5 protein-coding genes are annotated in these 22,666 nt (G+C 48.2%); 2 read left to right on the top strand and 3 right to left on the bottom strand.

Annotated features, from left to right (window positions below; all coding sequences use genetic code 11):
• Positions 1-337: 337 nt before the first annotated feature.
• Entirely contained in the window at positions 338-1,258 is a 921-nt protein-coding gene (locus Q0G26_RS06880; protein WP_293829317.1) for an Rpn family recombination-promoting nuclease/putative transposase, read from the top strand.
• 219 nt (positions 1,259-1,477) lie between these two features.
• Here the strand turns inward: Q0G26_RS06880 and Q0G26_RS06875 are convergent, their stop codons facing one another.
• The 3 genes from Q0G26_RS06875 to Q0G26_RS06865 all read right to left on the bottom strand — a co-directional run bounded on the left by Q0G26_RS06875 (position 1,478) and on the right by Q0G26_RS06865 (position 4,599).
• Positions 1,478-3,094 carry a carbon starvation protein A gene (locus tag Q0G26_RS06875; RefSeq protein ID WP_293829316.1) on the bottom strand — a complete coding sequence of 539 codons (1,617 nt, stop codon included), beginning with the start codon at positions 3,092-3,094 and terminating at the stop codon, positions 1,478-1,480.
• A 269-nt stretch (positions 3,095-3,363) separates the two neighbouring features.
• Positions 3,364-3,861: a hypothetical protein gene (locus Q0G26_RS06870; RefSeq protein WP_293829315.1), complete on the bottom strand. Its 498-nt coding sequence runs from the start codon at positions 3,859-3,861 to the stop codon at positions 3,364-3,366.
• Positions 3,862-3,879: 18 nt separating this feature from the next.
• Entirely contained in the window at positions 3,880-4,599 is a 720-nt protein-coding gene (locus Q0G26_RS06865) for a LytTR family transcriptional regulator DNA-binding domain-containing protein (RefSeq protein ID WP_293829313.1), read from the bottom strand.
• Positions 4,600-4,995: 396 nt separating this feature from the next.
• On the opposite strand from Q0G26_RS06865, the gene Q0G26_RS06860 reads away from it, so the two are divergent.
• Entirely contained in the window at positions 4,996-22,662 is a 17,667-nt protein-coding gene (locus tag Q0G26_RS06860; RefSeq protein WP_293829311.1) for a hypothetical protein, read from the top strand.
• The last annotated feature ends 4 nt before the right edge of the window (positions 22,663-22,666 follow it).

Here is a 22,666-nt window from a genome sequence, read left to right as displayed (position 1 = left end):
TCTGTTGCATTTTTTATTGCAGCAGGCAGGCTTTTTTGTAAATATGAATTAAAGGGCGCTGCTGGTAGCCGCAACTATCGGTTGCGGCAAGGATGAGCCGAAGCTCAACAATAGCGATATTTTTAAGCAGAAAAACCCTACTTCCTGACAGCTTGATAGAGTTTTTGATAATTTTAAAAAATTCCAATTATTCTTGACAATTTCGCGATTATCTGTTATTATAAGACCGTAAGATATTGCACACCTGCCTGGAGCATGGTCACTGCAGCGTCACGAACGCCTTATGTATTATTGAGTAGTACATAAGGCGTTTTTTATTCTGAAGGGAGCTAAAGTAATGCAGACAAATGAAGCAAGTCAAGACAGCGAAATCAAGCATGTCATCCGCAGCCTTTGTATGATGAACAACAGGTTTATGAATTTCATGCTTGATGACAACAAAGAAGCAGCGCAGGTTTTCTTGCGCATTATCCTGGGAGATGATAAAATTAAAGTGAAGAATGTCAGAATACAGAGCTTTATTCAAAACATCTACGGACATTCTTCGCAACTGGATATTTTAGCGCAGGATAGCAAAGGACGTTATTTTAACGTAGAGGTGCAGAGAAGCGATGAAGGCGCACCTGCAAGACGCGCCAGATTTTACAGCAGTATTCTTGATACTCACTTCCTGCAGCCTGGTAAGCTTTACGAAGAGCTGCCGGATACCTACGTGATTTTTATCACAGAAAACGATGTTTTGCACGATAATTTGCCACTGTATAATATCAGGCGCAGAATCGATGAAAATGCGAAATGCTTTGAAGATGGTTCGCACATTATCTATGTCAACAGCCAACGTCGAGATGATACAGCGCTTGGTAAACTGATGCAGGATTTATATTGCACAGAGCCAAAGAATCTGCATTACCATGAATTTGCCGAGCGCATGGAGTTTTTGAAATACAGCAAGGAGGGTGAAGAAAAAATGACAGATGTAATTGAAGAATATGCTGCAAGAAAGGCTGAAGCAGCAGCTAAGGCGGTTGAAGAAAAAATGACTGACGTAATTGAGGAATATGCTGCAAGAAAGGCAGAGGTATTGGCAAAGCAAGTAGCAAAGGAAGTGGCAAAAGAGGCAACTGAAAAAGCACAGGCACGTAACATTGAATTGGCTAAAGAGCTTTTGAGCGAAGGTGAAAGTATTGAAAGAACAGTCCGTCTTTCTAAACTTTCAGAAGCAGAGGTGCGTGAACTGGCCTCAAAACTGAGTGCGTAATATAACAACAAAGCTCCCCGATACGTTCGTATCGGGGAGCTGTTTTTTTTTAGTGTGCAAGCTTTTGGCCAACAACAAAGGCCAGCGAGTTATTGACGAACTGGTTCAGACTGATGCCTTCACGTTCCGATAGACAAAATCTGTCATAAAAAATGGCTGCTACGAAATTCGTAACAGCCATTGAACACGTTCAGTGTTTAATGCTTAGAGCATATTTGGTTATTTTGCACCACCGAAGAGATACTTTCTTGATTCCAGGAACAGTGCAATTGCCAGGATGAAGAGTACAGAACCCAATGCAGCGGTAATGATATGAGTTGCCATGTTAGCGAAGATGATTTGTGCCAGTGCAACCAAGGTTACACAGAACATAAATGCCATCGGGATGAGAACCATTAGGTTGTCACGGCCCACGCTCTTCAGCCATACACCGACAGCCAACAGGGAGAGGGCAGCCAACAGCTGGTTAGCAGCACCGAAAATCGGCCAGATGGTGAGGTAGGAGCCAAGGGACATGTAACCGGACAGTACAACGGTAATCAGAGTAGCAACAAACGGGTTGGTGAGAACATTGCCTTGTGCTTCACCGGTTTTCGGATCAACCTTAGTGAACAGCTCCTGGAAAATGAAGCGGCCCAGACGGGTTGCGGTATCCAGAGTAGTCATAGCGAAAGCGGAGATGGTCAGAGCAACGAAGCCTTTAGCAACACCGAAGGAGAAGCCGAGCTTGGTCATGAAGGTACCAACGCCATCAGCAAATACGTTTACAGGACCACCATGCTTCAGCAAGTCGGTCAGCTTGTCGCCGCCAACATAGCCAACAGCAACAACTGCAACTACAGCCAGCACGCCTTCAAGCAGCATGGAGCCATAGCCGATGAGCTTAGCATTGCCTTCGCTGTCGAGCTGTTTGGAGGTAGTACCGGAGGATACCAGGGAGTGGAAGCCACTGATAGCACCGCAGGCAACGGTTACGAACAGCATCGGGAACATCGGGTTGGTGCCCTTGCCGGAAGGATCAAAGGTGGTGAATGCCGGCAGCTGCATGGAAGGCTGATAAATTGCGATACCAACCAGAGCGAATGCGATGCAGGCATACAGCAGGAAGGAGTTCAGATAGTCACGCGGCTGCAGCAGAATCCAAACAGGAGCGATGGAAGCAACGAAGATGTAAACCATCAGGATGCAAACCCAAACGTTTTTGGACAGGTGCAGCGGATACATGTTGCCGAGAGCAATTGCAACAACCAGCATGATAACACCGATAACGGTGCCGACGCCGAGGCTCAGGCCGCAGCGATATACGGAGAAGCCGAAGATAACAGCCAGCACGATGAACAGCAGGGAAGCTGTTGCAGCCTGCGGGCTTGCTACGAAGGTAGCGGCTACGATGTTAGCGAAAGCAGCGATAACAACCAGCAGAGTTACATATGCGAAAATGGAGAAGAGGAACTTGCCGCTCTTGCCCAGAGTTGCATCGATAATCTGGCCGATGGTTTTGCCGTCAAAACGGATGGAGGAGTACAGAGCACCGAAGTCGTGCACGCCACCGAAGAAGATACTGCCGATCAAAATCCACAGCATTACAGGAACCCAACCGAATACAGCAGCGGTGATAGGACCAACGATAGGACCGGCACCGGCGATGGAGGAGAAGTGATGGCCCATCAATACAGCAGGCTTGGTCGGCATATAGTCGACGTTATCGCACAATCTCTCAGCCGGAGTCTTACGGGTAGGGTCAACACCCCACTTTTTACACAGCCAGGAACCATAGGTTACGTAGGCAACAAAGAAGATAACCATTGAGCCTACAAGCAACAATAAACCACTCATAAATAACATCCTTTCTTTCCCTTTTGCATCATTGCAAAATAAATAATTTAGAAAATAATAACTACTAGTGCACTCTATATCTCGTGTGCAACATAGAAATAGTATAACACATTTGCTTCTATTGTCAACGAATTGTCACAGAATTATTTATTAACTTGAAAAAAAGAAAAAGCTGTTAAGATTTGTACAGAATGTGCAAATGCTTAACAGCCGTATACGATTTATTTTTTCCTTGGAGGAAAAACTTGTCTAGTGTGAAGCGACAAACATCAAGCTTTGGCAAACTCAAAGAGCGCCTTTTCCTTAGCGCCTGCTTTGTTGCAATAAAGCCTCTGCGCCGGGATGTCTATGAGGTACAAAGCCAGGTCAGACCAGCCCTTCAGGGTGAAGCAGTAGTCCTTGTGCTGCCTGAGCATCTGCAGGTCTGCCAGGGATTTTTCCTCAATACCTTCTTCGCAGATGAGCACGAGGGCATAGATGCTGCTCATGTGCTCGGTAGTAGTTTTGAGTGCTGCCATAGCGTCTTTGGTGAACTGCAGATAGGGCGCAGCCATTTCGGCAGTGAGCTGCTTGTCAAAGCGTGCTGCATAAAGATATTCGTTGTGCTGCACGCTGTAGGTCTTTAAATTTGGTACGATGAAATAGCCTTCATCCGCAGCGTTCAGCTCTGCCGCCAGGACGAACGCCGGAGCCTTCGGTAAAGGCTTCTTATCGTAATAGTGAGCAAGACGCTGCTCCAATTGCTGTAAATATTCCTGTCCGTTCATTATTGCTTACTTCCTTTGTTATTCATGATCAATATTATCAGCAACCTGCAGGATACAGGCACAAAAACCCTGCTCCGGCTGATAGCAGTAAATGTTGAGCTGTTGGCCTATCTCCGGACTGTAATCGTGGATAAGATGCTTTGTTCCGTTGAGGGCCACATCAGCGTAGGTTACCAGCCATTTTTTGTCACCGTTGCGAAAAACCTCATAGAAAGAACGGTTTAGCATTTCTTCTACGGGAACTCCCTCAATATGTGCCATTTCCTTATTGCAGTAACGGAAGACAAAGTCTACACCATGGCCATTGGCATCAAAAACAAGCTCGATGATGCAATATGCCAGAGGCATTTCATCAAGCAGGGTGCATTTTTCCAAAAAGCTCATGGGTGCTGCCTGCGTCTGTGCATCCGGCAGAGCATTGATACCCATTTGCTTGCGCAGCTGGCGGTGGGCGCTGAGGTTGCGTTTGCGTCCCTGAAAGGTTTGCCCGTCAGATATGGTATAGACGCCTTCGCTGCTGATATCTACGATTCGTGCTTTGTTCACAGCAATTCCCTTGTTGATGTTCAGAAAGGCATCCTCTGGGAAGAGCGCTAGAAGTGTATATACGGGAGCGAACAGCTCAAATTCCTTGCCATCCTCCCGATGGATGATGGTTTTGCGGTCACGTCGATAGACATAGAGAATATTATCCGCACAAAGCTCTCTCTTTTTAAGCCACTTGTTCCAGTCAGTCATGTTGTTCCTCCGTTTCTAGCATTGGCTAATTTTATTGTTCTAATTATAGCACAGGATGCATGATGAGACAATAAATTATCTTAAAATCAATTTACTATTGAGTTTTAGATGATTTAATTAGCTAATCAACGGCCTAATCACTCATATGATAAAAAAACTTATTAAATTATTGACGTTAAGGCAAGATGGCTTTATAATTAAAATATAAGGTTAAGTATAATCTTATGCTTAACTATATGTTTTGTTCCGATAAATTAATAGAATATATCTTACTGCGAGCAGGTGGTCATAACCTTTAGTTAATTGCTGTTTCGCAGAGGATGCTCTAAGATTAATTCAGAAAATTATTGCGTTTTTATGCATATCGGATAGGCATTAATAAGGAGGGAAACTAAGATGAAGGTCAATCGTAAGTTCTTGCGTAGCGCGGAAAGGCTTAGCTTGAGCGCTATTGCGAAAGATTCCGCTGCACAAAGGGTTGTCAGCGCTGTTACGGCCATTGGCTTCGTGCTGCAGCCTGTAGCTGCACTGGCGAGCACTATCACCAGAACCGATGGTGGTCCCGCTGTTAATTTTAATAATAACGGTGTTGCTGACATTTTTGCCAGTCAGGTAGTCAATAAAAATGTAGCAATTAACCAGTTTAAAGAGTTCAAGCTGGACGCTAATAATATTGCCAATATGTACTTTGGCACGACCAAAGAAAGCAACAGTGCTGCCAATCTGGTTAACTTTGTTGATTCACGCATTGATATCAACGGTACAGTTAATGCGATTCAGAACAAAAAGGTTGGCGGTAACCTTTTCTTCTTCAGCTCCGATGGTATGGCCGTGGGCAAAACCGGTGTGATTAATGCCGGTGCGCTTTACGTTGCTACGCCGACGAGGACTAAATTTGATGAATATAAGCAATTCGCTGCTCAAGATAAGTTTGATACCATAATCAAGGATGAAGGCTTTGCCCAGATTCCCATCAATGCCAGCGGCACCATCAGCGTTTTAGGCCAGGTTAATGCTGTTAACGCTGTTAATCTGCGTGCTGCCAAGATTGGCGTGGGCAAAAATGTAAGTAAAGATGATATCGGTGATGTAGCTGCAGGCGCAACGGCAACGGGTGCGTCTATTCATACTGGAGTTGTTGATTTTAAGGATATTGTTAACATTGGTAAAGTTAAATCCGGTTTGACAGACAAGGCGCTCAAGGCTACTAAAGATGGCAGCGGCAATATCGTTCTCGCAGCCTATAACAATTATAATGATAACTACAGTGTTTCGAATGACTTTACCAACATTGCTGGGGAAAGCGTTAATGCCGAGCTTAGCGTTGCTGAGGGTGCTGAAGTAAAGGCTGCAGGCAAGGCCAAGCTGAGCGCAAAGGCACTGAATAATGTTGTAGTTGAAGAATCCGACCAATATAAAGAAAATTATACTCCCTCCACTACTACCAATTCCCATCTTTATGGGCAGATTGTTACTACTAATGCTACTGTAAATGTTGATGGCAAGGTAGAAGCAAACCAGGTTGATATTACTGCCGATGCAGTGAACCGTTATGTGAGCGCGGAAAGCAGCAAGCTTATGCACAACATTACTTCTAATATCGTTGGCGCATTAACAGCTAATCTTGATGCTTCCTATGCAGTTTTGAACAGCAAGGCCGAGGTCAACGTAGGCCAAAAAGCTGTTATCAACGCTACAGGTAGCGATACTGTCAGCGAGGGTAAGGTTGTAAAGCCAGCGCTGAATATCAAAGCGAACAGCAGCGTAGAAGCTGGCGCAGGCGCCAGCACTGCTTTGCTGAAGGCTATGAATGTGGCAGGCACCAACATCATCCCGGCGGCTGCTGTAACCTACAGTGAAACACATAATGAGGCAGCAGTTAAGATTGATGGCGAATTGAAATCCCATGACGGCACGTCTGTTACTGCCTTTGCCGACAGCAAGGTGAACAGCGAAGCCAAAGACACCACCATTGATGTTTCTGATAACCCCAACACGCTTAATGTTGCGTTGAATATTACTACAGGTGACAATAAGAGCAGTGTTACCATTGGCAAGACTGCGAAGATGACTGACCTGCAAAAGGACGTCAACATTGAAGCGAAATCTGTAAACAGTGTGATTACCAAGGCAGAGGTAAGCACAGGTGAAAAGGCTGTTGTTGCTACCGCCATCAACGTAACCGATTATGACAGCAAGGCAAATGTCAATATCAACGGCAACGTAAGCAGTAAGGATGGAAGCCTGTCTGTTAATGCAGAAAATGTTTTGACGGATAATACTGTCAGCGCCAATAATGCCATGGGTTCTTCGGCATTTATGAAGAAGATTGTTACCAATATCAAAGGCAGCCAGACAGTAGATACAATTACCGGTGAAGGTGGAGTCTTGGGCGGTATTACAAACTGGCTGGCTAACGCCAAGTATACGCCGCAAAAGCTGAAGGATAAGCTTAATGCGCCTTCTACGCCGGATCAGCCTAAACCGTGGGACAAGCTGGCTAATTTCATGAGCACCGGCGTCAGCGTGGGTGTTGCAGTGGAAAGCAATACTGCTGATGTAAAAATCGGGCAGGGCGTTGCGCTCACTGCCAAAGAAAATCTTAATATTACTGCCCAAAGTCGTATTGAAGATACCCAGATGCAGATTACCGGCATGAGCAATAACTATGACAAGGATGTAGACAACAAGGCGCTCGTCAATGCGTCCGTGCTTTACAGCAAGCTGGATAATACTGCAACTGTCACTGTTGCCGGTGGCGAGGAAGCAAAAGGCTCTACCCCTGCTACCAACGTTACGCTTACCGGTGGCAAGGTAAATGTTGCGGCTAACAGCAGCTTTGAATATAATCGTATCAACCGCATGGTGCAGGAGGTTAAGGATGCCTGCGCCAAGGTTAAGGCTGCTTATGAAGGCGAAACTCATGCTGATATAAAAGCTAAGGCAGATGCTTTGAGCACTGCAGCAGATGAATTCTTTAATTATGCCAAAGATAACTGCTTCTCTTCCAACGGCGGAGAGCAGGTAGATTTCATGGACCTGTTTGGCGGACAAAAATTTAAGGAATTTACTACTGCTTGCAGCGCTTTGACTAGTGCTTTGGGTGATGATGCTAAGAATATCGCTGTAGGCCCGCTTAACGTAGTGAGCGCGGCAGCAGCCTTTGCTAATCCCAATAGCTATCTTAACTTTTCGGCAGGCAGTGCTAACGGTGGCAAGAGCGGCCCTGGCCAAGGCGAAAAGCCTGCTAAAATTGCGCTGGCAGGCAGTGCAGTAGCAACGGATATCGGCAACAATGCGCGCGTATTAATCGGTAAGAACGCCAAGATTACTGCAAAAGACGAGTTGGCAATGAAAGCTGCATCGAAGCAGTTTGACGTATCGTTGGCAGGTAAGCTTGGCTTAAACGGCGGCGGTGAAAACGCAGCTGGCGGAACCTTTGCCGTTGGTCTGGCTGATGCCAACAGCCTTGTTGCGGTAGCACAGGGAGCGAAGCTGAATGCAACTGCAGGCTCTATAGACATAGGCACAGAAAATAAAATTGACCATGTTCAGCTGTCGCTTGGCGCAGGCAAAGGTGCAACCAGCGGCGTCAGCGGCATGGTGGGCTACCTTGAGGGTGCAAGCAACAGCCTTGTTTCCGTAGATGACGAAGCAGTTATCGACGCGGGCACGGGCGCAGTCAACCTCAATGCTAAGAATGATACCAATGTTTATAGTGCAGCCGGTGCTGTGGGTATTGGCGAAACTGCAGGCATTGGTGTGGCAGCAACGATTACCAATTTTGACCGCTATACATATGCAGCAATTGGTGATAATGGCTATACTGCTCCTCCGCAGGCAACGACTGAGCAGGGCGAAAGCGGCAGTGATAGCGGCAATAAACTGTACGAGGACGCAAATGCGGACCGCAGCAAGGAAGCCCAAAAGCTGGCGAATACTGCTGCTGAAAAACGTGCAACGCTGCAGCAGCTGGTGCAGAATGCTTCCGGTCTGCGTCAAGATACGGATAATAACGAGCAGGAAGCTTTCTTCGGCTCCAAGACTGCTGATGGCACTAAAGGCTCTATCAATGCAGGCTCTTTTAAGGTTAATGCTGAAACCGGCGGCAAAATTATCAACGTAGCTGTTGCCGGCGGCGTATCTACTGGCGATGACAGTGGTGAAGCTGGTATTTTTGACAAGCTGGGCAATTTCGTAAGCAACAAGAGTAATGCACTTCAAAATAAGCTCCATGCACTTGACCATAAGGTAGCAGGCAAGATTAATGGCCTGATGGACCGTCAGACCGAAGCGCAGAAGGTACTGCCTACCGACCAGAAGCCTACCGCTACTCCGTCCGGGCAGCAGTCCTCTGTAACTATTGCCGGTGCAGGCAGCGCAGCAATCAATCTGTTGGATGGCGATACCGGTGCGCTTGTAGACAATGTTAAAATCAACATTGCCAAGGATACTACTGAGAATAAGAATATCACTGTAACTGCCAAGGACACTGCTATGATGGTGGCTGCCGGTGGTGCTGCAGGTATCTCCTGGAAGAATCTGACTAAGGACAATAATGCGAACAGCAATAATGCGGCCTTTGGCGGTACCGTTGCTGTGAATGATATTGATTCGCAGACCTTGGCGGTAATCAGCAACAGCGAAATTGAAAACGCTGCTGCGATTATCAACAACGCGCAAAAATCCGGCTCGCTGGCAGCTGCAGGCCTGGGCCTGGCGCTGGCGAAGAATTCTGCCGGTGGCAATGGTGGCACGAATATTGCTGCTACCGTCAATGCGTCGGTAAATATTGCAGATAATACTGCTTATGCACTGCTGCAGAATAATAAGGTAAACACCAAAAATGTCAGCGGTGAAGATAAAACCTCTATTACCAATACAGCTTTTGATAACGATATCCAGATAACCGGCGGCGTGAACACCAGCATTTCTGTTGGTGGCAATAACGCCTTTGTCGGCGGTGCGACTGTGGCCTATGGTTCGCTGAAGAATGACGTGCAGGCGGCAATTTTAGGCGGCACCTATGACAAAATCACCACTGCTGATGTTAGAGCAACTACCAACATGACGCAGGTTGGCGTAGCTGCCAACGTGAGTGTAGCAGGCGGCGCCGATACCTCCTATTCCTTCTCCGGCAATTCCGCCTACAATAAATTGGATAACTATGCCAATGCAACGGTTGAGGGCGTAACACTGACCGGCGAAAGCCTGAATGTTGCAGCCTATGATACCGATGAATCTGCTAACACGCAGGCTGAGTATCTCAAAAATCGCGGCCTCGATGCTGACGGCTCTGCATATTTGGAGCAGGTTAAGCAAGCAGCAGATGAAAGCGGCGACAGCGATAAGCCTACCAATGTTGATATTACCCGTGGCGGCAATGTGATTGTTACCGGCGCGGTAAGCGTAGGCGTTACCACCGGTAACGACGGCGGCAGCGCAGCTGCATCTGTAACTGTCAGCGATATTGACAATGATTATAATGCTAAGATTAAGGACAGCACTATTACGACTACCGGCAAAGCCAACGGTGATAAATTAGTCGGCACGAACGTTAATGCGGCAAGCCATACTGTTCTGGCAGGCTTTGCGGCCGGTGTTGCCGGAACCGCAGGTAGCTTCGGTGTAGGCGGCAGTGCTAACTGGCAGTCGCTGAATAACGATATTACGGCAACTGTTGAAAACAGCAAGCTTATTACGCCTAAAACTGATGTAAAGGCCGAAAGCGGTGCTTTGGCAGTGAATGTTGCAGGACAGATTGGTGTTACTACCGGTTCCCAATCCAAGCTGGGCGCAGGCTTGGCTGTTGCTTACAATTCCTTGAACAATACTACCGGCGCTTATGTCAAAGGCAGCGAAATCAGCGGCGTGAATAGTGCAAGCAGCGCTCTGACAGTAGACGCAGCCAATAAGGGTAACGTGTACAGCGTCGGTGCAGCAGTTACTGCAGGTACAGCCAACGCTTTGAACGGCGTGGTTGTTGTTAACCGCGGTCGTAACGATGTAGAAGCTGCTATTGACAAATATGATGGCACTAGTGATAAGAAGACCACCGACGGTCGCACGAAGCTCAACAACATGAGCAAGGTGGCAGTGAAGTCTTCGGATGACAGCAACCAGCTGGCGGTAGTAGGTGCGGTAAGCGTCAGCGCAGGCAGCAATGCCAAATTTGCGGCCGGCGGCAGCGTAGCCTACAACGAAATCGGCAATATCACCGGCAGTGCTGGCGAGAAAAAGCAAACCAACAAGGCTGCTATCAATAATGCTGATATTACCACTACTGACGATGGACAGATTAGCGTTAATGCTATTGACAAGGCAACGCTGACGACTATTTCCGTAGGTACCTCCATTACTACCGGTAATGTGGCCTTCAGCGGTGCAGGCTCTGCTGCTATGATCAAGAAGGATACGGATACAGAGCTTGTTAATACCAATATCAATAAGGATAAGAATAATGCAGCGACTGTGCAGGCTACTGCTGACAGCAAGGGCAAGATTACTACCGTTGCCGTTGTTGCTGCAGGTGCTAAAGACGCTGCGATTGGTGCAGGTATTGCGGTTAACCAGCTTGATGCTGATACCAATACTACTGTTACCAAGGGTGAATATAAGGTTAAGGGCTTCACAGCCGAAGCTAAATCCGACAGCAGCATTCTTTCTGTCGGCGTAGCTGGCGGTGTTGCCAAAACTGCAGGTATTGCCGGTAATATCGGCGTAAACCTGCTGGCGAACGATACCAAGGCTGCGATTGACGGTGCCAAGATTAATGCAGACGGCACGCTGGCCGTAATTGCCAAGAGTAAGGATACCCTGCAGAATTTTGCAGGTGCCTTTGGTGTGGCTGCAGGCGGTCAGGCCGGCGTTGGCATGGGCGTAGCCTACAATGAAATCAGCGGTACTACTGAAAGCGTAGTTAATAATGCAGAGCTGACGGCAGCAGGCAATGATGCAGGCGTGGCTGTCAACGAACGCAATAAGGATAATGATAATGTAGTCAGCGATAAAAAGCGCACCGGCGTTATCATCGCGGCTGATGCGGAGCACAACCTGACGAATGTAGCAGTCAGCGGCGGTGTGGCAGTAAGTGCTGACGTTGGCGTGGGCGTCGCAGGCACGGTTACTGTTAACCGTATTTTGGGCGCAACCAATGCCAAGGTAACGGATAGTAGCATTAATGCAGCATTGACCGACCGCAGCAAGGCAGACGTTTATGTAGCAGCAAACGATGCTACCAAGAGCGAAAGCCATGTAGGTTCTCTTGGTGTAGGCGGTGGCGCTGACGGTGGTGCAGGTGTCGGTCTGGCATCTGATACAGGTGTTGTCAGCAGAAATGTAACGGCAATGATTGACGGTGGCAGTGCGAAGAAGCTTGTCAACGGCAATAAAATTGACGTCAGTGCATTGAATAAAGCGAAAATGTCTACCAACTCCTATGGTATTGCCGCAGCTGGTGGTGCTTATGGTGCCGGAGCCGGCGCAGGAACTGTTTCGGTTGCTAAGCTGGACGCAGAAACTACTGCTGCAGTTAAGAATATTCAAGGCACAAATAAAGGCTTGGCTATTAATGCCGACCACGTTAACGATATTACGTTGCGCAGTGCTGCTGCCGCAGCTTCCGGCGCGCTCGTTAGCGCTGCCGGTGGTGCAGGCATTGGCGTAGTGGATGATGACAGCAAGACTGTTGCTGAGCTGAGCGGCAGCAATGTAACGGCTGAAACAGGTAATATTACTGTCAACGCTGCCAACAAGACTGATGTGACAACAGCAGTCTTTGGCGTAGCTGCCAGCATGGTTGCAGGTGGTCTGAACGTAGCTGTAAATAATTTGGATAACACTGTTTCCACGCTGGTGAAGGATAACAGCAACCTGCAAGCACAGGGCAACTTCGCAGCGAAGGCAGATAACATTGTGAAAACAAGCTTTGTCAATGGTGCTGATGCAGTGGGCGCTGCAGGCGTTGCCGTCGGCGTAGGCGTGAACACGATTGATACAGGCGTTATCACCGAAATTAGCGGCAGCAAGATTACTGCCGCTGCTATCGACGTAGCAGCAACCGAAAGGCTGGACGTTAAGCAGGTGGTGGAAAACGCTGCTCTCGGTGGACATGGCTACAGTGCGAACGTCAGCGTAACTACGATTGGCGCAGCAGCTGCAGACCAGTATGGCGACAGCGAAACTACGGATAGTGATAAAAAGGCAACCTTTAATACTAATGATATCCTTGATAAAGCGAATGCTGCAATTGCAGGACAGGGAACTGTCGGCACTGTTACTGATGAAAATGGTAACAACAGTGCTAACGCTGCAGGCATGACCTTTAATAAATATACCGGCAGCAACGGCCAGAACCTGAGTGCTGGTCCTGGTACTAAAGCCAGCAAGGGCAGCAGCAAGGCTGAGGGCGTGCAGGCGAAGGTAAGCAATTCTACGCTGCAGGCAACAGGCGATACGAAGGTTAACGCTAAGCGCACTGTTGATGCTAAGCTGACATCGGCGCAGGTGGCAGCAGGTATCGCAGGCAACGGCATTGCCGCTTCTGTTGCGGTTCTTGATGTAGAACGCAAGACTGGCGTAACCATCAACAATAACAGCAAGCTTATTGGCAAGAATGTAACGCTTGGCAGTGCGCAGGACGGCACGTCCAAGATTGATGCTTATCAGGTAGCAGCAGGAGCTGCTTTCGCAGGCAGTGCTGCCTACGCGCAGAACAGCCTGCATGGCGCTAACGCTATTACTATCAATAGCAGCACAGTTCAGGCTACAGGCGATAACAGCTCCAAAGGTACGCTGACCGTTAAAGCGGAGGATACCAGCAGTGCAGCAGTACGCACTATCGGCGCAACTGCAGGCGCTGTAGCAGGCGGTGTGCTGGTAACCAATGCTACGAATAATAGCAATAATACTGTAACTATCGGCAGCAGCAAGCTTATTGCCGGTAAAGATGTATATGAAAAAACCTACGTGCCTTCCAAAGATGGTAAACCAGGTTATTACGAGACGGATTACGATAAGGTGATTGGCTACAACAATATCGGCACGGTTGATGTTGCTTCTGTCAAAGCCAACAGCATTACTGCAGAAACCTACGGTGGCATGGTTGGCATTGCTGCGGCACAGGGCATTGTTGCACTCGCTACGGATGCAGGCAGCAGCAAGGTTAACGTAACCGGTGCTTCCGACTTCCTTGGCGACAGCGTAAGCCTGAACGCAACCAATAAGCCTGCAGTACGCGCAGAGGCACAGGCTTATACCGGCGGCCTGCTGGCGGTAGCAGGTGTGGCTGTATCCAAGGCTAAGGCCAGCGGTACGGTAGAAACAAAGGTTGCGGACGGCAGCAGCTTTGCAGCTGATAATGTGGAGATTACGGCAAACGTAACCACCCAGACTGCCAAGGATGATAATAATAACGAATATGCTGTAGATAACGTAAGTGCCAAAACAATTGGTGCTACTGCCTCCGGTCAATACGCTGCAGGCTTCAACACTGCTTATGCAGAAAATGATATGACTGTCAGCGTTGATGTGGGCAAAGAGCAGTATAGTGTTAACGCTTTGAAGCTTAAGGCTGATAATGCTTCGGTTATTTCGGCAGATACCCTGGGCGTAACGGTGGGCGGTTATATTGCCAGCGGCAGCAACTGGTCCGATACCAAGACGAACCTGACGACCAGCGTGAAGGCTGCAGGCGTTAAAGAGAATGTATACAACAGGCTGGGCGCTGTAAACATCAGCAGCTCCGGCTACAGTGCAGTAAATAATGATGCCAATGGCTATGGCGGCGGTATCGTAGGCTTCAACCCTGTTGCCGCAAGGTCGCAGAATGAGATTACCACCAATACTACTGCTGATGTGAGCGGCAAATGGCAGAATGTAGGCTCCCTGAGCGTTGCAGCCAACAATGCGGATAAGCTGGATATTCTGGCGGACTCCCTGACGGCGGCCGTTGTCGGTGCCAGCGGCACAGAAATTAAAAACAATGTTGAGCATAACGCTAATATCAACGTAACAGGCGATATCACAACCAGCGGCAAGCAGTCCTACATTGCCAACAACACGCTGAACCATGACGTTGACCTGAAGGGCAGCGGTTATGGCGGCGGCAGTGTTAATGTTAATGATATGGACAACGTGCTGAAATATACTGCAGGCGTGAATATCGACAATGCAAACTTGAGCGGTACCGGCAGCGCAGGCTCGATTGAAGCGCTGGCTTATACCGACGGCAAGATGAATTACAGTAATACGCTTAAATCTGCCGGCGTTGTTCCTGTTACTATCGCAGCAAGCAAGAATGTTATCACCTATGACAACAGCATCAAGGTTAATGGCAGTAATCTGTCGACGGCGAAGGCTGATCAGGATATCACCCTCGCAGCAACCGATGAAACCACCGCAACCTTTGATACTACTGCTGATACCCAGGGCGGTGCTGTGGGTGCAGCTTCTGCCAAAACAGATAACACCCTGAAGCGCAGCAACAAGATTACCGTTACTAATGGTAAGATACTCAGCACCAATGACGTAAATATTTACGCAGGCGCAAACTTGGACGGCATCACCTCCTCGCTGACCTACAACGTGCTGGCGGATGCATATAACAAGACGGCAGTTCCTCTGGCTACTGCTCCGAAAGCCAAGAACACGATGACGCAGGAAAATCAGGTAAGCATCAACGGAGATATCGACAGTGTACGCCATGTCAACTTCAAGGCTGGCAAGGGCATGACTACCGTATCGACCTCCGCCCGCGAATACAACATCTATAAGGGTACCAGCGGCAGCGGTTCCGTTACCTCCACCGCCTTGGGCGAGGTAACTCCGGGCGAAACGGTTGCCAACTATGTGGATATTGCCAGCGGTAAAAATGTACGCGCAGGCATCCATAATAATCTGGAGCTTACCATCAGCGGCAGCACTAAGGTTACTAATCCTAAGGTTGAAAACGGCAAGGTTGTTAAAGAAGGCAGCATAGACTTCAGCGGCATCAAGGTTACCACCGGTGCAGGTCAGGATTGGTTCGATACCAAGCAGAATATTGTTGCAGATGTGGTTGATCTGGAAAATGGTCTTTACGCCCGTCTGCAGGAAATTAATGAGCTTCTGGGCCAATATGCTTCTGGTTCTGACGAATACAGCATTTTGAACAGTGAAAGAAACCGCATCATCACCCAGATGGAGGAGAATGGCTTTGTCAAGACCAGCGTAGAGAATGGCAAAACCTACAAGAGCATTTTCGATAAAATTTCTTTGCCGGCAGTTGATGTCAAGGATATCGTTGTTTCCGGCGGCAACATCAATATCGAGGCTGACAAGCTGCAGGGCAGCGGCAACCTGACGGCGCAGGGTGCCAAGAACCTGACGATTAATAACAGCAGTGACCTGTACCTGAAGATTAACGACCTGGCTATCAAGGATAAGGGCGGCGTAATCCGCTACAACGATGCTGAGGTGAGCAAGGTTGATGGCTTCAATGGTACAATGAATACTGCTGCAGGTACTAACGCAGATCCGAAGATTACTGTCAAGAGCACTGGCATATCTAACAACGGTTTGACTAAGGCTGATATCGGTATCTTTGGTACTGTGCAGAACAGCACCGGTGACGTTTTAATCCAAAACAGCAATTACAATATCAACGTAGACGGCAATGCCAATATCAGCGCCCGCAACATCGAGCTGAAGGCTGATAAGGGTTCGGTAACGCAGAACAGCAAGGGGCTGCTGCTTGTTGGTGGTGACCCGGTAACCAAGTACCAGTTCAGCGATGCTATTGCTAAAAAGATTCAAAGCTATGTTTCCAATCAGGGTGTTAATGGCAAGACTACTATTGACTGGCTGAGCAATATCGGCAGCTATCAGGCGTATAAGGACGCTCTGATTGCGCATAAGGACGCTCTTGGCCTTACTGATGCAGAGGTTAATGAGATCAGGAATTACAGCGTCAATAAATCCAGCGGTATTGTTGCAGGCAATAACGTTTATATCAGCGGCCTGAATGTTAACCTGGACGGCCTGGTACAGAGTGGCTACAAGAATTTCAAGGTTACACTTGATAATGCAGCCAACAACAAAATCGGCAATCTGGATAGGGACTATGCGCGTAACCAGACTGCACTTACCGATCAATATGTTATGTCCAACGATAAGTATTGCGTAAGCACAAAGGCCGGCGCAGTTTATAACTCAACAACCGGCGCTTATGACTATACTGTTAAGGTTTACTACAACCCCGCTACTAAGGAGCTGCTGACGGAAGCAATTGAGCCTAACGGCGGTAAGATTTATATTACCGGCGCACTGTCGAGCACTGGCAGTGGCAAGCTGCTGGCAATGGACGGTACTGCCAACATTGCGATTAATACTACGAACGCAGACCGCAATTTGCGGGTGAACAAAATCACTAATAAGGATATCACCGGCCTCATCAGCATTAAGGATACGCAGAAGAATACCTTGACTGAGTACACCACTGATGGCCAGAAGATGTCCGTTAAGACAACGACGCTTAACAGTAAGGGTAATGCAATCTCTACCAGCAAAACGCAGGTTAATGGTTCTGCTACCACTTATAAACCGGCTAACGGCATGACGATTAACTGGACAGGTGGCACCTCCGGTGATAAGAAGATTATCAAGTGGCAGTATGAGAAGGACTTCATTGCCTGGGGCCTGATCAAATACGGCACTACTAAAGACTTTATCGAGAACGAGGAAGTTAAGAAGGGTATGACAGAGGTTTCTTCCTCCAGTATCACTGGCGCCGATCCGTTGGGACAGGGTACTGTTATCAAGGTGAACACTAACGCCAAGGAATATGGTGTAACGACTAAGGACTATAATAATCCTAATGAATCGACTTACACTCCTGTTGTCCAGAATAAAAAATATTCCGGCACATGGGGCAAAATCTTCGGCTATGGCCATTGCACCTACACCTGGACTGAAACCCAGATGCATTCCACCAGCAGTACTTATACGATTAAGGGTGATAAGCCGATTAACATTGGCTTCATGACCGGCGGCAGCGGTGACATCAGCGTTACCAGTGCCAAGGATATGTATCTTGCAGGCAACATCAGCAATGCGACTAAGGCTGACGGCAGCGCAATCGGCAAGGTTACCTTAAACAGCATCGGCGGTGCTATCAGCTCTGTTGGCAGTGCACGCGTTGACGCAGACGACCTGACTGCTAAAGCAGCCAAAGGCATCAGCATTAATCACAGCGCATTGGGCAACATGGCGAAGCTGAATATTGAAGCAACAACTGGTGACGTAAGCATCAATTCCGACCGTGGCAAGCTGCAATTTGTCGGCGGCAATAAGGGCGCGTTGAGCGGTAACCTGGTAATCAACGCAGCAGGTGACATTACTACAGCAGATGGCACTGTTTTGAACGGCAACCGCATTGATTTCACCAGCCTTGGTGCAATCAACGCAGCAATTGCTCCCGGTCAGGCGCTGACCAGCAGTGATACCATGTCTGCAAGCGTGAATGCCAACGCGTATGGCGATATTACGCTGACCAACAACAACGGCGATATGCGTATCGGTCATATTGCCAGCCAGACTGGTAATGTGAACCTCACAACCAGCGGCAGCTTTATCGACGCAGTAGGCGACAGCACCTTGTCCGACAGCGAAAGCAAGCTGCAAAAGTGGCAGGAGCTGGGACTGATTAACAGCAATGACAGCGCAGAAGAAAGCACGGCATCTGCAGCGGCAGCCAAGAGCGAGCGTGTGCAGGCACTGGAAAAACAGGCACAACGTTTGAATGCAGCTAAGGTTGACAATTATAAAGCAGCAGCTAAAGAGTATAATGATAAGCTTGCCGGCAGCGAAACTCTCAACCAAGCGAAGGATGCTTACATTAAAGCTAGTGCGGAAGCAGCGAAGCTTACAGATGAAAAGGCACAGAAACAAGCACTTACTAATGCTCGCGATGCTTATATGCAGGCTTTGCAAAATGACAGTGTATTTGCTGGCAAAGGCTATAGCGATGCTGAGCTGCAGTGGATTATCAACTACGCAGAGGTTGATAACAGCACTGCCTACGGCTGGAGCAAAAATGAGCTGCTGTATGCTATTCAGGACAGCGTGCTGAATGCAGCCCCCGGCCAGGTACTTACAGTAGATAAGGCCAACGTTCAGGGCAAGAACATCAGCCTGAGCGCAGGCAAGAACATCGGTATCGACGGCGAAGCAACCAACATTGCCTACAGCGAGATGGGCAAGCTGGATAACCTTAAGCTTTTGGCACAGGCTAAAGCCGGTGACCTTACCTGGAATGATACTGACAACAGAATTGAAGTTCGTCAGCAGCGTCAGATTACGGTACAGCTGGCAGATGGCGGCAAGCTGAATCTGCAGGCTAACACCAGTAATACTGCCAATACCGGTAATGTTTATCTGGCAGGCGTTAAGGATACTATGCTGGATATTTCCGGTACGATTAATACGACGCAGGATGTTAAGCTGCTCAGTGATAAGGGCATTCGCATGAGCGATGGCAGCATTGTTGCCGATAACCTTATTATCCAGGGTGGCAAGGGCGATGTAGGCAGCGAGAATGCCTTCATCACGACTAATATCAGCGGCAATCTGGAAGCAAATACCGACACTGGCCACGGCGTATATCTGCATCAGACGGCTGTAGGCAACAAGCCGGCGCAGGTGCTGACAATTCAGGATGCGGCAACAGGTACGCTGGTGCTCAAGGCAGATAACGGTATGCAGATGACTACGGAAGCAGGCAAGAATACCGGTTATCTGAACGCCAACAGCATTAACCTGCAGGCAGCCAACGGCGATATCGGCAAAGCTGATGATGGTATCCGTATTCTGGAAAATGGCGCTGTAATTAACGCTAAGGCAGACAATGGTTCTATTTACCTGCAGGGCGCAGGCGAGAGAGATACGGGCCTGGTAGTTGACAGCATTACTGCTAAAGGAAATGCTAAGCTCAACCTGGACGGCGACGTAAACTTCGGTAACGATACAGGTAACGGCAGCATTAGCGCAGGCGGAGATGTAACTGTTAACGGTAACAATGTTAACCTGAACGCAGGTACTGTTACTGCAGGCGGCGCAAGCAATATCACTGCAGGCGGAGACGTAAATGTAACAACCGGTAGCATTACTTCTGGCGGCGCAGGCAACATTACTGCAGGCAACGACGTTAACCTGAACGCAGGTACTGTTACTGCAGGTGGTGTAAGCGATATTAACGCAGGTAATGATGTGAAAGTAACAACCGGCAGCATTACCTCTATTGGCGCAGGCAACATCACTGCAGGCAATGACGTTAACCTGAACAGCAGCACGTTGGTAGCTGGCGCTGATAGCGTAATTACCGCTACTAATGGTAATATCGCACTTGGCAACGGCAGCATTACAGTGAACGGTGCTAACAACGGCCTGACGCTGGATGCTAACGGCAGCGTAATGCAGGATGCAGCGGCTAAGGGAATCACTGCAGACAATCTGACAGTTGAATCCGGCAAGACGCAGCAGCTGCTCAGCAAGGGCAATAAGGTGAAGAGCCTGACGATTAAGGGTAAGAACGCAGGCAGCAGCCTGATGGTTGATGGCGTAACCAGGTTTAATGGTACGACGGATAATCTGCTGGTTACTGTTGCTGATTCTCATATCAAGGGCGATGTCCTGATTGAAAACTACCAGGCAGATACCGGCAAAATTACCATTAATTCCACTATTGATACCTCTAAGTATAATGATGAGCATACCGGTAATATTACGGTTACGACCGATGGCGATATTACTACGGCAGAAGGAGTTGCTTTGAATGCAGCTGATAAGGTAAGCATCAATTCTAAGAAGGGATCTGTTGCAACTGGCGGTAACGTAACTGCCAATAATGATGTAGATATCGACGCAGCGAATAGTATCACTGCAGGCGGAAATCTCATCTCTAACAATGGTGAAATTACTCTGGATGCAGGCGGTAGCATTACAACTCAAGGTACAGTAAATGCGCTTAACAACGTAATTGCCAACGCTAACGGTAATATCAACACTAACGGCGATGTTACCGCAGATAATGGTAAAGCAGTTCTCAACTCTATCGCAGGCAACGTAAATACTCAGAACGTAACTGCCAAAACCGAAGTAGATATCGATGCAGCGAATAGTATCACTGCTAGCGGCAATCTCACCTCTACCAACGCTAACGTAGATTTGAAGGCTAAAGGTGGCAGCATTACGACTAATGGCACAGTAAATGCTCATAACAACGTAATTGCGAATGCTAACGGCAATATCAACACCAATGGCGACGTTACTGCAACAAACGGTAATGCAGTTCTCAACTCTAGCGCAGGTAGCGTAACTACGAAGAAAGTAACTGCTGGTCAGGCAGTAGATATCGACGCACAGCAAGATATTACTGCTAACGGCAATCTCACTTCTAACAATGGTGAAATTACTCTGGATGCACGCAGTGGCAGCATTACAACCCAAGGCACAGTAAATGCGCTTAACAACGTAATTGCCAATGCTAATGGCGATATCAACACCATCGGCGATGTTACTGCAGCAAACGGTAAAGCAAAGCTCAACTCCAGCACTGGCAATGTAAATACCGGTAACGTAACTGCTAACAATGATGTAGATATCGATGCAGCGAATAATATCACTGCTAGCGGCAATCTCACTTCTACCAATGCTAACGTAGATTTGAAGGCGAACGGCGGTAGCATTACGACTAATGGCACAGTAACTGCTCATGATGACGTAATTGCCAATGCTAACGGCGATATCAACACCAACGATGATGTTACTTCTACTAATGCTAACGTAGATTTGAACGCAGGTGGCAGCGTAACGACGCAGAACGTAACTGCTGATCAGGCAGTAGATATTGACGCAGCGCAGGATATTACTGCTAACGGCAATCTCACTTCTACCAACGCTAACGTAGATTTGGATGCAGGCGGCAGCATTACAACCAGCGGAGAAGTTAAGGCTCAGCAGAATGTTGAATACAATGCCAAAGGCAGCATTACTACCAAAGGTATTATCAACAGCACGGCTGGCAACATCCACCTGCAGACAGACGCAGCTCAAGGCGACATCACTTTTGGCGGCGATGTAACTGCCGAGCATGGCAACATTAACATCGACGTACTGCAGAACGGTAATGTAACTGACAACGACAACAAATTCACCGCTCTTGGCGACAAGGGTGCTATCAACAGCGGCAACTTCAAACTGCAGATCAAGGGTGCCGGAGATGTTGACCTGCATGAGATTTATGCTACCAACAACGCGCTTATCGACGTTGCCAACGGCAATCTTACCTTGGCAAAAATCGACGGCAATCTGGTAGCTCTGCAGCTGAAGACCGAAGGTATGCAGCTTAAGGTTGGCGAGCTTATCGCAGGCACCAAGATTATTGCCCAGGGCAGCGATATTGACCTGAACAAGATTCAGCAGCGTCTGGATGCTGATGGCCTTCTGACCATCGTTCCGGACGGCGCACAACCTGATAAGCCTATTGACAATCTGAAGATTGGTGAGATAATTACCAATAAGGGCGTCCGCTTCGAGCATCTGTGGCTCAACAACGGCTCTATCAAAGTAAGCGAGGGCATGTTCCATATTGATAAGCTGGTAGTCAACAATGTTGCGCATTTCAGCAATAAGCATATGAAGACTGCTGTATGGGGCGCACCGCCGCAGCGTGACGGCAGCGACAGCGCTTACTGGAACAACATTGCAGTGAACAACCCGGCGCAAAATCTGGATGAATGGCAGCAGGAGGGTACTAACCCGAATAAATGGATGTACCTGCACTTCACTGCTCAGCCGAACATTCAGCACAGCAACGGCGCACTGCTTGATCTGCGTAATTACGATTATGTTTATGACCAACGCTTTACCGCTGTAGACCATATGCTGCAGCAGCTCAACGAGAACAAAGCAGAGGAATATGACATCAATCACGCACCGGATGTAGTACAATACTTCCGCTACGACCTGTATGACCTGGATGAAGAAGATAGCAAGAGCGAACCCGCAAAAATCACTGTAGAAGCATAGGAGG

Source organism: uncultured Phascolarctobacterium sp. (assembly GCF_934190775.1).
GTDB lineage: Bacteria > Bacillota > Negativicutes > Acidaminococcales > Acidaminococcaceae > Phascolarctobacterium_A.
The sequence above is the reverse complement of the archived record's forward strand: the minus strand, read 5'-3'. Positions and strand labels throughout refer to the sequence as shown.